The following is a 12628-nucleotide window of genomic DNA, read 5'->3' as shown; positions in this document are numbered from 1 at the left end:
TTCGACAACACTTGTCACAGTAATAACAACGAAACCATACGCGATGTGGGGGCTACACTGCACTGCGTGACACACCTCGAGTTCAAGCGCCTGGATGAGATGACCTCCCGCGAGGCCTATGACCTGTTCAAACTCCGGGTAGACGTTTTCGTGGCCGAGCAGCAATGCCCGTTCGCAGAGATCGATGAGACGGATGCGGCGCCCGACACCTCCCACATTCTCGCGTACGACGCTGACGGCAGGCTCGCTGGGTGCGCCCGGGTATTCCCCACCGCCGATACCGAAATGACCGAGACTCCGGGCTCGCGCTTCGGCCGGTTCATTGTCGCCCCGTTCGCCCGCGGCACCGGACTCGGTCCGCGCATCGTCGAGGCTGGGATTAAGTTCACCGAGCGTTGGCCCGGCGATCTCGTAATTGAGGCGCAGGCAGGGCTCGTCCCCTACTACAACCAGTTCGGATTCGTTGAAGAGGGAGACGAGTTCTTGGACACGGGGATACCGCATCGGGTGATGCGTATCCGTCGATAAGCGAAAAGCTCTAGCGGGGGCGGAACAGCGCGCCGGCGGCCGATGAAGTGACTGCCGAGCCTATGAGGACCAGCACGGTATAAGTGATGCCGCTGATACCCAGCATCTGCAGCAGCCAGCCGAAGAAAAGGGCGCCAACCACGGCGCCTGCGATCGCAACAATCCAGCGTTCCATGGGGCCAACCGTAGCAGTGTGTTAAACTGCCTGGCTGTTGAAGGGGAGTAGCTCACCAACAGCATGCTCGACATACTGGCCTTTACATGGGGCCCGGGCAGCCGGCTCACGTGGCGTGAGCGAGCGAGACCTTCGGCCGATTACCGCACCGAAAGGAACCCCCGTGAGCGAAGCTCTCCGCGAAGAACAGCGCCTGCTCGAGCGCTTCATGTGGCTTTCAATCATCGCCTCCATCTTTGCCATTGCGCTGAAGCTGTACGCGGCGTGGGTGACGGGTTCGGTCGGCTTCTTCTCCGACGCGATCGAGTCCTCCGCCAACCTGGCCGCTGCGGTAGTGGGGCTTTGGGCGCTGAAACTCTCTGCTAAGCCCGCCGACGCGAACCACAATTTCGGCCACGCCAAGGCGGAATACTTCGCGGCGCAGGTGGAAGGCACGATGATTCTGGTGGCCTCCGTGGTCATCATCGTCACCGCCGTGCAGCGCATCATCGACCCGGCTCCGCTTAACCAGCTCGGGATCGGCCTGGTTTTCTCCGTTGTTGCCACCGTGATCAACCTCGGTGTCGGTGTGGCGCTGGTGCGGGCGGGTCGCACCCACCGCTCCAGCACGCTCGAGGCCGATGGAAAGCATTTGCTTACCGACGTCTGGACCACCGTGGGAGTCATCGTAGGCATGGCGTTGGTGTGGTTGACGGGGTGGGAAGTCCTCGACCCGATCGTGGCGCTCATAGTCGGAGCCAACATTTTGTTCACGGGATACCAGCTGCTGCGTCAAGCGATGATGGGGCTGCTCTCCGAGGCACTGCCGAAAGACGAGGTCGAGACTGTACAGGCGTTTTTGGACGGCTTCGCGGCGGAGCACGGCGTGGCGTTCACCTCGCTGCGCACCTCGGCGTTTGGTCGTGACCGCTTGGTCAACGTGGTCATGCAGGTGCCAGGCGAATGGACCGTGGACGCCTCCCACGACTACGCGGACGAAGTCGAGGTGGGCATCGCCGCCGCGCTGGGTCACGCAGAAACCATCGTGCACATCGAACCGCTTGGACATCACACCAAAACAGGTCCAAGGGCGGTGTAGCGGCCGCCGTAGAATCGGGTCATGCCACAGGAAAAATTGCAGAAGATCGTAGATAGTCTCGAATCCTCCCGCGTGGAACGCGAAGCACTCTACAAGTGGTTCCATCAGCACCCGGAAATGTCGATGCAGGAGCACGAAACCTCCAAGCGCATCGTCGAGGAGTTGGAGAAGCTCGATCTCGAGCCGCAGAACATCGGCGTGACCGGGCAGGTCGCCGTGATCGAGAACGGTGAAGGACCGCGCGTGGCGTTTCGGGCCGACTTCGATGCCCTGCCCATCACCGAGAACACCGGGCTGGACTACTCCGCTGATCCCGAGCTGGGCATGATGCATGCCTGCGGCCACGACTTGCACACCACTGCCCTACTCGGTGCGGTGCGCGCGCTGGTGGAGAACAAGGACCTGTGGTCCGGCACGTTCATTGCTATCCACCAACCCGGTGAGGAAGGCGGCGGCGGAGCCCGCCACATGGTGGATGATGGGCTTGCGGAGAAGATCGCTGCGCCAGACGTGTGCTTTGCCCAGCATGTATTCAACGAAGACCCCGCCTTCGGCTTCGTGTTCACTCCCGGCCGGTTCTTGACCGCTGCTTCGAACTGGAAGATCCACATTCACGGTGAAGGCGGACACGGTTCGCAGCCTCATTTGACCAAAGATCCGATTGTCGTGGCAGCCTCGATCATTACCAAGCTGCAGACAATTGTCTCCCGCGAAGTCGACCCGAACGAGGTAGCGGTGGTCACCGTCGGTTCTATCGAGGGCGGCAAGTCCACCAACTCGATCCCGTACACCGTCACCCTCGGCGTGAACACCCGAGCTTCCAACGACGAGCTCTCCGAATACGTTCAGAACGCAGTCAAGCGCATCGTCATCGCGGAATGCCAGGCGGCGGGCATTGAGCAGGAGCCGGAGTTTGAGTACCTGGACTCCGTTCCAGCCGTGATTAACGACGAAGACCTCACGGATAAGCTCATGACACAGTTCAAAGACTTCTTCGGCGAGGATCAAGCCGTGGCGATCCCGCCCCTATCCGGCAGCGAGGACTACCCATTCATTCCGAACGCCTGGGGCGTGCCCAGCGTGATGTGGGGGTGGTCCGGCTTCGCCGCAGGTTCCGATGCGCCAGGCAACCATACTGACAAGTTCGCGCCAGAGCTTCCCAACGCACTCGAGCGCGGCACCCAATCGATCTTGGTGGCCGCCGCGCCCTGGTTAATGAAGTGATATTTTCGGGGGCGTGCAGCGCCCAGGTAGCCAACCTCGTTTGATCGTCCCCGACCTCGCCAGAGGTCTCGCCCTTGCGGGCATCGCGATGGCCAACGCTACGCAGGCCTGGATGTACAACGGCTTCGACGATCCTGACGTGCCCGGCAGTTCGCTCGGTGGCCTACGCGAGGGCAGCGCCACTGACCAGTTCGCTGCGGTCTTTTCCGCGCTGTTCGTCCACGTGCGCGGTCTGCCCATGTTCAGCACCTTGCTGGGGTTCGGCATCGGGTTGATCGCGGCAAGCCTGTTTCGCAAGCAGTACCCGCTTCGCGACGCCCGGCGCGTCATCGTGCGCCGCTACGGTTTCCTCGCACTGTTCGGCTTGATCCACATGTTCGGGCTGTTCTTCGGCGACATCATGTTCTTCTATGGGCTGATCGGCATGTTGCTCGCCACGATGTTCACACTCAGCAATACGTCGTTGCGGATGATCGCCTACGGCGTGCTGAGCCTGTTCACGCTCCTGGGCACCGTGCTCGCCGTGGCGGTCTACTTCTTCGAACTCCCGATTGACGAGGCGCTCCGCCCCAGCAATCCCGAGCTGACCAATATCATTGACTACTTCTCCGCCAACGCGTTTGCCGGCCTCTTTACTTTGATAGCTGCACCTGTCTCGGTGATTCAACTGGGCAGCCTCGCCATCATCGGTTACATCTGGGCGCGCGAGGGTTACCTTGTCAACGTCGACGCGCACCGTGGGATGCTGTGGCGTTGGGTCATCTTCGGATCGGTGGTTGCTGTAGGTACCGGCCTGCCGTGGGGGCTTTCTGCCATCGGTGTCATCAACCCGTTCACTGAGCCTGCGTGGGCTGTGCTGAGCCAGAGCTGGGGTCTGTTCACCGGCCCGGCGATTCTCGCCGCGATAGCACTGGCCACCAACCGCATCCAAGAGCAGATGCACGCCAACGGCGGCATCGCGCCAGCGTGGACGTACCCCTTCGTCGCACTCGGCAAGCGCTCGATGTCCGGATACCTGGCCCAGTCATTCCTGTTCATCGCCATCGCCATGCCGTTTGGGCTCGGCGTCGGCTTAGAGGCGTCGATAAGCGGCAAGCTCCTGACCGGCCTCGGCATCTGGCTGATCACCCTGCTCCTAGCGACCGTGATGGAGAAAGCCGGCATCCCCGGCCCGTTCGAGCAGGTGCACCGCCGCCTCTCCTACGGCAAAACCGGCCGCCTCGAGCCCTACGAGCTTCCCAAGTCCCAGTAACGCCGCACCGGCCCTGGGCTACGCTGGGGCGCATGGCCGAAGACACCCACCCCGAGAAAACCCCTGGCGGGCCGAGCGTCAAAGACGGCGAACTCTACGAGCGCCTGCGCGAGGAGGGAAACTCCAAGTCGAAAGCGGCGGCGATCGCCAATGCTGCGGCAAAGGAAGGCCGCGAAACCGTCGGTAAGCGCGGCGGCAAGTCCGGCTCCTACGAGGATTGGACGAAAGACGAGCTCTACGAGCGCGCCCAGGAACTTGAGATCGAGGGCCGCTCCAGCATGTCCAAAGACGAGCTAATCGAGGCGCTGCGTGAGCACTAAACCAAGCCTTGACCTGCGGTGTTACTTTGTCACCGGGCAGAGCCCCGACCTAGTCGAGCGCTGCGTCGAGGCCGCGCACGGCGGCGCCGGGGTCATCCAGGTTCGCTCGAAGCCGATTTCAGCCCGCGATTTGTACGCACTCTCGGCAGCAATCGTGCGGGCAGTGCCGCCATCAACACGCGTGCTTATCGACGATCGGTTGGACGTGGCCCTGGCCCTTCAAACGGAAGGCATCGCCGGCGTGCACCTCGGACAAGACGATATTGATGTCCGCGTAGCTCGGCGCCTCCTCGGGCCCGACGCGATCATCGGGTTGACCACCGGCACTCTCGAGCTTGTGGAGGCTGCGAACGAGAACGCCGATGTGCTGGATTACATCGGGTGCGGCCCGTTCCGGGCAACGCCGACGAAGGATTCCGGGCGCGCGCTGATCGGGTTAGAGGGTTACCCAGAGCTCGTCGCTGCATCGCAGGTGCCGATGGTCGCGATCGGCGACGTCACCGCAGACGATGCGCGCGACCTCGCCCGCACCGGAGTCGACGGGGTTGCCATCGTGCGCGGCATCATGCACGCCGACGACCCGCGGACGTATGTGCAGCGCGTGGTGGCTGAGTTCGACGCTGGCAACGAGGCGTCGATAAGCGAAAAGCTCTAGTACGAGCTGAAGCCGTCCTCGGTGAGTTCGTGGACCTCGTCGCCGGTAATTGCGGGGTTGAAGACACTGACCAGGATGAGGTCTTCGTCCTTGCCGCCGCGCAGGTAGTGAGCGTCGTGGTTGTCCAGCACGTAGATGGTGCCCGGGGTGATCGGGTAGATGTTTCCCTCGGTGTCCTCCACCTCGCCGGAACCCGCAATGCAGTAGCAGGCCTCGAGGTGGTTGCGGTACTGCAGCTTCGACTCGGTGCCGGCGCTAACGACGGTGTGCGCGACGGCGAAGCCCATGTTGTCTTTCGCTGTGAGCAGGCGTTCGCTGGTGCCGCCGCCCCACTCAACGGTTTCTACATCTTCGCGGGATCGAATAAACATGTCGCTCCTTGTATCTGTAGGAATCGTGTTCCGTACCCACGGTACGGAAAAACGGCCGGCTGTGACCTGAGGGTTGGAACCCATGACTGGAGTCACGGGTGAAACGTGACTGCGCAGCTAGGCCGCCGCTGGTCTCGGCTGGTCCAATGGAAGACATGATTGAAACACACAGCTTGACCAAGAGATTTGGGCAGGTCACCGCACTCGACGGCGTGGACATCCGCATCGGGCCCGGCGAGATTGTTGGCCTACTTGGACGCAATGGCGCTGGCAAGACCACGCTGATCGACCTCATCTTGGGCCTGACCACCCCCTCAAGCGGGACCGTCACAGTCGGTGGGGGCACGCCGAAACAGGCAGTGCGCAACGCGCGCATCGGCGCTGTGATGCAGACAGGCGGGCTGCTTCCGGATGTGAGCGTGCGCGACACCTTAGCGATGATCAACGCAACGCATTCCGATTCCATTGGTGTGGAAGCCGCACTAGATGCTGCGCGCCTGACCGACATCAAGAACCGCAAAGTGGGCAAATGCTCCGGCGGCGAGCAACAGCGGCTGCGATTCGCCATCGCGCTGCTCGGCCGGCCTGACATCCTCATCCTCGATGAACCGACCACCGGCATGGACGCCGCCACCCGCCACGAATTCTGGGATTCGCTGCGCACCCAGACACAGCAGGGACGAACCATTGTGTTCTCCACCCACTACCTCGAAGAGGCCGAACAGTTTGCGCAACGAATCATCGTGCTCGATCGAGGCGAGGTGATTGCGGACGCGCCGATGGACAAGCTGCAAGCCAACGAGAAGCGGGTACAGGCGGCATCGTCAAAGGGGCCGATCGATGTCACTACCACTGACGCTGATGGTGTGGCGCGCGAGTTGCTCACCGAAACCGACGCGCACGACCTGACCATTATGCGTACCTCACTTGAAGACGTATTCGTGCGACTGACCGAGGAGACCGATCGTGACCACGCTTAATTTCGCTCTGCACAATCTGAAGCGGCTCAAGTCGGACTTCGCGTCCCTGTTCTTCAACATCGCCCTGCCAGTGGTGCTCTACCTCATCTTCGGAGCCAGCCAGCCCGACGGTGAGGCGGAGATCGCGAACGGCAACATGGCCGCCTACGTGATGCTGGCTATGGCGCTCTACGCCGGAGTATCCGGGGCGGTCTCGCAAGCGTCCACCGCGGTCGTTGAACAATCGACCGGGTGGGGCCGCCAACTCGCGCTCACACCGCTGAGCGACGCCCAGCTCACTGCCGCGCGGTTTCTGGTGGTGCTCATTCACGTCGCGCTGCCCGTGGCGGCAGTGTTTCTCACCGGCGCGGTGACCAAGGCCCAGATGGAGCCTTGGACCTGGCTGTGGACGTACCTGATCACGGTCGCGGTGGCGCTGCCGTTCGGGTTTTACGGCAGGATCTGGGCGCAGGCGATGAGGTCCTATACCGCTGTGTCCATCGCCGCGACATCGGTAGTGCTGCTGGCCATCGCCGCCAATCTGCTCATTCCGCTCACTGAGGATCTCTTGTCGTTCGCGCGCTTTACCCCGCTCTACGGTGCCGCCGTGCTTTCGCGCTGGCCATTGACCGAAGGCGAGCAGTTTGTCCAAACCGACCCATACTGGGTCACCGACCCGCTATGGGTGCCGGCTGTCAGTATCATTTTCTGGACTGCACTGTTCACACTCACGTCGCTCGCGCTGGACAGAAGGGAGAAGCACCGCGCGTGATCACCCGCTCAGACTTCGACCGCCCCGCTGCACGCTCCGCTGCCGTATGGCTGTTCTTCCTGCTCAGCCCAGCGCTGATCGTCGCGGTTGCAGATATTTCACCGTGGCAGCGCGCGATGAGCCTTGTCCTGGTCGGCCTCACGGGCCCTGTGTTCGTGGCCGGGCACAGCTACCGCGGCCCGTTGTACGAAAGGGAGTGGGCAAACCTTGCGCTATGGCTGACACCGCTGCTCCTGCTCACTGCCGCGCTGAGTTGGTTCATCGGGCCGTGGACTGCGACCATGCTGCCGTTTGTCACATCGGTGGCCAGCTCGGTGGCCCGGTTTCGCTACAGCGCCTGGGTCAACCTGGCGGTCATCGTCGCTTACGGGGTGTACGTGGCATTCGCCGGCGGGCCGAATGCATTGTTGTTCTTCGGATTCATGGCGACGATCGCCGCAATCGTGGGCGCCCAGGTGGCCAGTTTGCGCATCAACGAGGAACGCGCCCAGCTGAGCACGGAACTGCGGCTGGCGCACCAGCGTGAATCCATCTCCCGCGACATTCACGACCTGCTCGGTCACTCATTGACCGCCATCAACGTCAAGTCGTCGCTCGCACTCAAGCTGCTCGACCGCGACCCTCAGCGCGCTCGGCAAGAGGTGGAAGAGTTGGTGGAGCTCTCGCGCGCCGCGCTTGATGACGTTCGCGCTGCCGTCTATGGTTCTCACACCCCCACCCTGGCGCGTGAACTCAGCTCTGCGACATCGTCATTGCAGGCGGCAGGTATTACTCCGCAGGTAGATGCCGACCCGGATGTGGAGTCGCCCCTGTTCGCGTGGGCGCTTCGCGAGGCTGTCACCAACGTCATTCGCCATTCAAGAGCCGACGCATGCCGCATCACGGTCACGCCACAGCGACTCATGGTGGCGGATAACGGCGTGGGCATTCAGGAAGGCACTGCGTTGTCGAGTTTGTCGTCGCGCATCGACGCAGCTGGAGCACGCTTGCGGGTCAGTTCACCGGTTGCATCGACCGGCACAGTTGTCGAGGTGACCGTATGATCCGTGTGCTCATCGCCGACGACCAGGCGCTGCTCGTCGGAGCGTTGTCGGCGCTGTTGGAACTCGAAGATGACATCACGGTTGTAGCCACCTGCGATCGCGGCGATGACGTCGCAGACGCGGTGCGCCTACACGACGTAGACGTGGCGCTGTTGGACATCGAAATGCCCGGGCGCACCGGCCTCCAGCTCGCCGGCGACCTCGCAGATTCACCGTGCAAAGTAATCATCGTGACCACGTTCGGCCGCCCCGGGTACTTGCGCACTGCGCTTGAGGCGGGCGCGTCCGGGTTCATGGTCAAAGACGCTCCCCCGGAGCAACTTGCCGACGCAGTGCGCAAGGCCCACGCCGGACTTCGCGTTGTGGATCCGACGGTCGCCGAGGAGTCGCTGTTCACCCCACCGTCGCCGCTGACCCCACGCGAAGTCGAGGTCGCGCGCGAAGCGCTCAGCGGCGCGGAAATCAAGGAAATCGCCAACATCCTCCACCTCTCTCCCGGCACGGTGCGCAACCACCTATCGTCGATAATGGCGAAGACGAACACCAAGAACCGTTACGCCGCCGCCCGCCTCGCTGAAGAAAAGGGCTGGTTGTAGCCGCCTCGGTCCGACCAGCTTGAGGCGTACGCTGGTGAGCGTGAGCGATTTGAGTGTGGCAGTCATCGGTGGCGGCATCATCGGTCTCGCGACCGCCCTAACCCTGGCCGACCGCGGCCACGCAGTCACGGTCTACGACCCGGATCCCGCCTCCGGCGCCACCCTGCACGCTGGCGGCATGCTCGCCCCCACCGCTGAGGTGGTGTACAAGCAAGAACCGCTGTTTCCCCTCATGCAGGCCGCGGCGCAGTGGTACCCGGAGCTCATCGCGCTGACGGAGAAGTACAGCACCAAACCGACCGGGTACCGCACCGACGGCACGCTGGTGGTGGCGCGCGACCGCGCCGACAACACCCACCTGGAAGAACTGCGCGAGTACCAGTCGCTGCACGGCATGGAAGTCGAGCGGTTGACCACCCGCCAGGCCCGCTCGCTCGAGCCCGCCCTCGCCCCAAGCCTTGCCGGGGCGGTGGCGATTGACGGGGACCATCAGCTCCAGCCGCGGCTGTTCACCCAAACGCTTCTCGACGCCTGCGCGAACGCCTCGGTAGAATTCCGCGCCGCGGAAATTACGGACGTGAACGAGGTCGACGCAGACCAGGTGCTCATCTCGGCCGGACTCGGCGCGGCGGACATCACCGGGTGGTACGAAAGCGCGAACCCGCTCGACCTGCGGCCGGTGTACGGCGACATCATTCACGTCAGCGTCCCGGAGCACCAGTACCCGCTGCTGACGCGTGTGGTGCGCGGATTTGTCGAAGACCGCCCGATCTACCTCATCCCCCGCGAAGACCGGACGCTCACCATCGGCGCGACCACTCGCGAGGATGGGCGCGAGCAGCCGCAGGTGCAGGGTATCTACCAGCTCCTGCGAGACGCGATCGAGATCTGCCCGGCAATTGAAGAGTGCGATTTCCTCGAAGCCGACGCAGGCGCGCGCCCAGGCTCACCCGATGACCTGCCGTATCTCGGCCGGGTCAGTGACCGGGTGACCGTGTCCACCGGCTACTTCCGCCACGGCATCCTGCTCGCCGGCATGGCGGCGCGCTGCGGGGCGGAGCTGGTGGAACAGATCGCACCATCGATATCGTTGGAAGCATGCGACCCGTGGCGGCATCGCCGCGACAGCTAGAAGGAGTTGAGACCCATGCGAATCACCGTGAACAACGAGGCCCGCGACACCCAGGCCGACACCGTCGAGGCGCTCGTGAAAGAAACCCTGGGCGAGGTGCTCGAGGCCGGCACGGCAGTGGCCGTCGATGGTGAGGTCGTCCCCCGTTCGCAGTGGTCAAGCACGAAGCTTGTCGACGGCTCCACCGTGGACATCCTCACCGCCGTGCAAGGAGGCTAGGCATGCTGGAGATTGCCGGCAAACAGTTCGACTCGCACCTGATCATGGGCACCGGCGGGTCGAGCTCGATGGACATGCTGGAAAAGGCGTTGGTGGCTTCGGGGACACAATTGACCACCGTGGCGATGCGTCGTCACGCGAAAGCCCCGACCAGTGGCGAGAGTGTGTTTGACCTGCTGACCCGGCTCGGGATCGACCCCCTGCCGAACACCGCGGGCTGCCGCACGGCGCGCGATGCGGTGATTACCGCGAAGCTTGCGCGCGAGGCGCTGGGGACAAACTGGGTCAAACTCGAGGTGATTGCGGACGACCGCACGCTGCTGCCCGACGTCGTGGAAACCGTGGATGCCTGCGAGCTGTTGATCGCCGAGGGGTTCACCGTGCTGGCCTACACCTCGGATGACCCGGTGGCCGCGAAGCGCCTCGAGGATCTGGGAGCGGCGGCCGTCATGCCCCTCGGCTCGCCGATCGGCACCGGACTCGGGATTTTGAACCCGCACAACATTGAGCTCATCTGCTCGCGCGCCGAGGTACCAGTGCTTATCGACGCTGGCGTTGGCACCGCCTCGGATGCAGCCCTGGCCATGGAACTCGGCTGCTCAGGCGTGCTGTTGGCGAGTGCGGTGAACCGCTCGCAGGACCCGGAAGCCATGGCACAGGCGATGAAGCTGGCCGTTGAGGCGGGTCGGCTCGCGCGCTCTGGCGGGCGCATCCCGAAGCGCGAACACGCGGTGGCGTCGTCGAGCTTTGAGGGGCTCGCTAGCTGGGCCGACCAGGTGCTCTAGTTCTGCCCCTCGCGCCCTTCCTGCCGCCGGATCGTGCCGCGTCGCGCGAGCCACGCCGCGACGAAGGAGAAGACCAGCGCCACGAGCACCCCCAGGTTGGCATCTGCCCAGTGCTCGCCGACGAGCGGCAGCAGGTAGCCCTGCCAGTTGTTCCACGCCGCCTCCTCCGCGAAGGCGTTGGCCACCAGCCCCCAGCCGACGACGGAGGCGATCGCCATGATCGCGATCGAGGCCCAGTCGACGGCGCCGTAGCGGCCGTCCGCGTCGTAGAGTGCTGCCTCGTCGTAATCCTGCGTGCGGGAGAAGATGTCCGCGATGAGGATGCCGGCCCAGCTGGCCAGCGGCACGCCGAGGGTAATCAGGAAGGATTGGAACGGCCCGAGGAAGGACTGGGCGAAGAACACCACATAGATGGTGCCGGCGGTGAGGATGAGGCCGTCGATGGCGGCGGCTGCCGGGCGCGGGATGTCGATGCCCAGGGTGATCAGCGTCAGGCCAGAGGAGTAAATGCCCAGCACCGCGCCCGAGACCAGCGCGAGGACGGCGGTGAGCAGGAACGGCACCAGCACCCAGGTTGGCAGGATGACGGCGAGGGCGCCGATTGGGTCGTCGGCAATCGCCTCGGCCAAGGCTGGGTCCGAGCCGGCGATCAGCAGGCCGAAGATGATGAGGAGTACCGGCGCCACTGCCCCGCCGAAGGTGTTCCAGAAGATGATCGCGCTGTCCGGGGTGTCGCGGCGCTGATAGCGCGACCAGTCGGCGGCGATGTTGATCCAGCCCAGGCCGAAGCCCGTCATCACCATCACCAGCGCGCCAATGACCGCGCCCGTGCTGCCGGCCGGGATGGCCTGCACGGCTGCCCAGTCGATCTGTGGGACGGTGAGCAGGATGTAAAGCACGGTGATAGCGCCGGTGAGCCAAGTCAGCACGGACTGCAGCTTCATGATGGTGTGGTAGCCCAGCACCGAGGCACCCACAATCAGCGCGGCGACGATCACGGTGGCGGCTACCGGCACGGCCAGCCCCGGTTCAGCGCCGAGCTGCCGGATCACCGTGGTGATGGCCAGCACGGCCATGATACTTAGCGAGGTCTCCCACCCGATCGACGTGAGCCACGAAACGATACCCGGCACTTTCTGGCCGTGGACACCGAACGCGGCACGCGAGAGCACCATCGTGGGCACGGAGCCGCGCTTGCCGGCTACGGCAATGAGACCGCAAAGGAAGAAGGAAAAGGTCACGCCAATCGCGGTGACGATGGCGGCCTGCCAGAACGAAATCCCAAACCAGAGCAGGAACGAGCCGTAGCTGATGCCGAACACCGACACGTTCGCCGCGAACCAGGGCCAGAACAGGTCCGATGGCTTCGCAGTGCGCTCGTGTTCGGGGACGATGTCTATGCCGCGGGTCTCGATGACCGGCGCCGTACCGGAGGCCGACGCGGCGGGGTGCTGTGCATTTTCCATGAGCAAACTGTACGCCGGACGCACAGCCGGCGAGACAGCGCGGGTTGCTTCGC

Annotated in this window: 16 protein-coding genes; 13 read left to right on the top strand and 3 right to left on the bottom strand. The window is 63.8% G+C overall.

Annotation, left to right across the window (positions count from 1 at the left end; all coding sequences use genetic code 11):
* Positions 1–66: 66 nt before the first annotated feature.
* Positions 67–528, top strand: a complete 462-nt coding sequence (locus CGLAUT_RS03145) for a GNAT family N-acetyltransferase (protein ID WP_232507174.1) — start codon at positions 67–69, stop codon at positions 526–528.
* Between the two features lie 10 nt (positions 529–538).
* Here CGLAUT_RS03145 and CGLAUT_RS03140 read toward each other — a convergent pair whose 3' ends face one another.
* Positions 539–703, bottom strand: coding sequence for a glycerol dehydrogenase (locus CGLAUT_RS03140; protein WP_095659432.1), 165 nt, complete (start codon positions 701–703; stop codon positions 539–541).
* Positions 704–911: 208 nt separating this feature from the next.
* Here CGLAUT_RS03140 and CGLAUT_RS03135 point away from each other — a divergent pair, with 208 nt between their 5' ends.
* The 5 genes from CGLAUT_RS03135 to CGLAUT_RS03115 are packed head-to-tail and all read left to right on the top strand — an operon-like array spanning position 912 to position 5232.
* Positions 912–1781 (top strand): cation diffusion facilitator family transporter, encoded by an 870-nt coding sequence (locus CGLAUT_RS03135; RefSeq protein ID WP_095661004.1) that lies wholly within the window; start codon positions 912–914, stop codon positions 1779–1781.
* 21 nt (positions 1782–1802) lie between these two features.
* A complete protein-coding gene (locus tag CGLAUT_RS03130; protein WP_095659431.1) occupies positions 1803–3005 on the top strand; it encodes an amidohydrolase in 1203 nt (400 codons plus the stop codon).
* Positions 3006–3018: 13 nt separating this feature from the next.
* Positions 3019–4257, top strand: a complete 1239-nt coding sequence (locus CGLAUT_RS03125; protein WP_232507173.1) for a DUF418 domain-containing protein — start codon at positions 3019–3021, stop codon at positions 4255–4257.
* A gap of 32 nt (positions 4258–4289) precedes the next feature.
* A complete protein-coding gene (locus CGLAUT_RS03120) occupies positions 4290–4577 on the top strand; it encodes a DUF7218 family protein (RefSeq protein ID WP_095659430.1) in 288 nt (95 codons plus the stop codon).
* A complete protein-coding gene (locus tag CGLAUT_RS03115; protein ID WP_095659429.1) occupies positions 4567–5232 on the top strand; it encodes a thiamine phosphate synthase in 666 nt (221 codons plus the stop codon). Before CGLAUT_RS03120 ends, CGLAUT_RS03115 begins: the two co-directional genes overlap by 11 nt.
* Here CGLAUT_RS03115 and CGLAUT_RS03110 read toward each other — a convergent pair.
* Positions 5229–5603, bottom strand: a complete 375-nt coding sequence (locus CGLAUT_RS03110) for an ectoine synthase (protein WP_290186227.1) — start codon at positions 5601–5603, stop codon at positions 5229–5231. The genes CGLAUT_RS03115 and CGLAUT_RS03110 overlap by 4 nt on opposite strands.
* 155 nt (positions 5604–5758) lie before the next feature.
* On the opposite strand from CGLAUT_RS03110, the gene CGLAUT_RS03105 reads away from it, so the two are divergent.
* Genes CGLAUT_RS03105 through CGLAUT_RS03075 form a run of 7 tightly spaced genes read left to right on the top strand, consistent with a single transcriptional unit; the run spans position 5759 to position 11109 of the window.
* Positions 5759–6583 (top strand): ABC transporter ATP-binding protein, encoded by an 825-nt coding sequence (locus tag CGLAUT_RS03105; protein ID WP_290186226.1) that lies wholly within the window; start codon positions 5759–5761, stop codon positions 6581–6583.
* Positions 6570–7334, top strand: coding sequence for an ABC transporter permease (locus CGLAUT_RS03100; protein ID WP_290186224.1), 765 nt, complete (start codon positions 6570–6572; stop codon positions 7332–7334). Before CGLAUT_RS03105 ends, CGLAUT_RS03100 begins: the two co-directional genes overlap by 14 nt.
* Positions 7331–8377 (top strand): sensor histidine kinase, encoded by a 1047-nt coding sequence (locus CGLAUT_RS03095; RefSeq protein ID WP_290186222.1) that lies wholly within the window; start codon positions 7331–7333, stop codon positions 8375–8377. The genes CGLAUT_RS03100 and CGLAUT_RS03095 overlap by 4 nt, the downstream gene beginning before the upstream one ends.
* Positions 8374–8973 (top strand): response regulator transcription factor, encoded by a 600-nt coding sequence (locus CGLAUT_RS03090; protein ID WP_290186220.1) that lies wholly within the window; start codon positions 8374–8376, stop codon positions 8971–8973. Before CGLAUT_RS03095 ends, CGLAUT_RS03090 begins: the two co-directional genes overlap by 4 nt.
* Positions 8974–9013: 40 nt before the next feature.
* Positions 9014–10105 (top strand): glycine oxidase ThiO, encoded by a 1092-nt coding sequence (thiO, locus tag CGLAUT_RS03085; protein ID WP_290186218.1) that lies wholly within the window; start codon positions 9014–9016, stop codon positions 10103–10105.
* A 15-nt stretch (positions 10106–10120) separates the two neighbouring features.
* Positions 10121–10324, top strand: a complete 204-nt coding sequence (gene thiS, locus CGLAUT_RS03080; RefSeq protein WP_290186217.1) for a sulfur carrier protein ThiS — start codon at positions 10121–10123, stop codon at positions 10322–10324.
* A 2-nt stretch (positions 10325–10326) separates the two neighbouring features.
* Entirely contained in the window at positions 10327–11109 is a 783-nt protein-coding gene (locus CGLAUT_RS03075; RefSeq protein ID WP_290186215.1) for a thiazole synthase, read from the top strand.
* Here CGLAUT_RS03075 and CGLAUT_RS03070 read toward each other — a convergent pair.
* Positions 11106–12575, bottom strand: a complete 1470-nt coding sequence (locus CGLAUT_RS03070; RefSeq protein ID WP_290186214.1) for a purine-cytosine permease family protein — start codon at positions 12573–12575, stop codon at positions 11106–11108. The genes CGLAUT_RS03075 and CGLAUT_RS03070 overlap by 4 nt on opposite strands.
* Positions 12576–12628 lie beyond the last annotated feature (53 nt).

The organism is Corynebacterium glaucum (assembly GCF_030408855.1).
In the GTDB taxonomy this organism is placed as follows: Bacteria; Actinomycetota; Actinomycetes; order Mycobacteriales; family Mycobacteriaceae; genus Corynebacterium; species Corynebacterium glaucum.
Note: the sequence above shows the minus strand (reverse complement) of the source record. Positions and strands in the feature narration are given on the sequence as shown.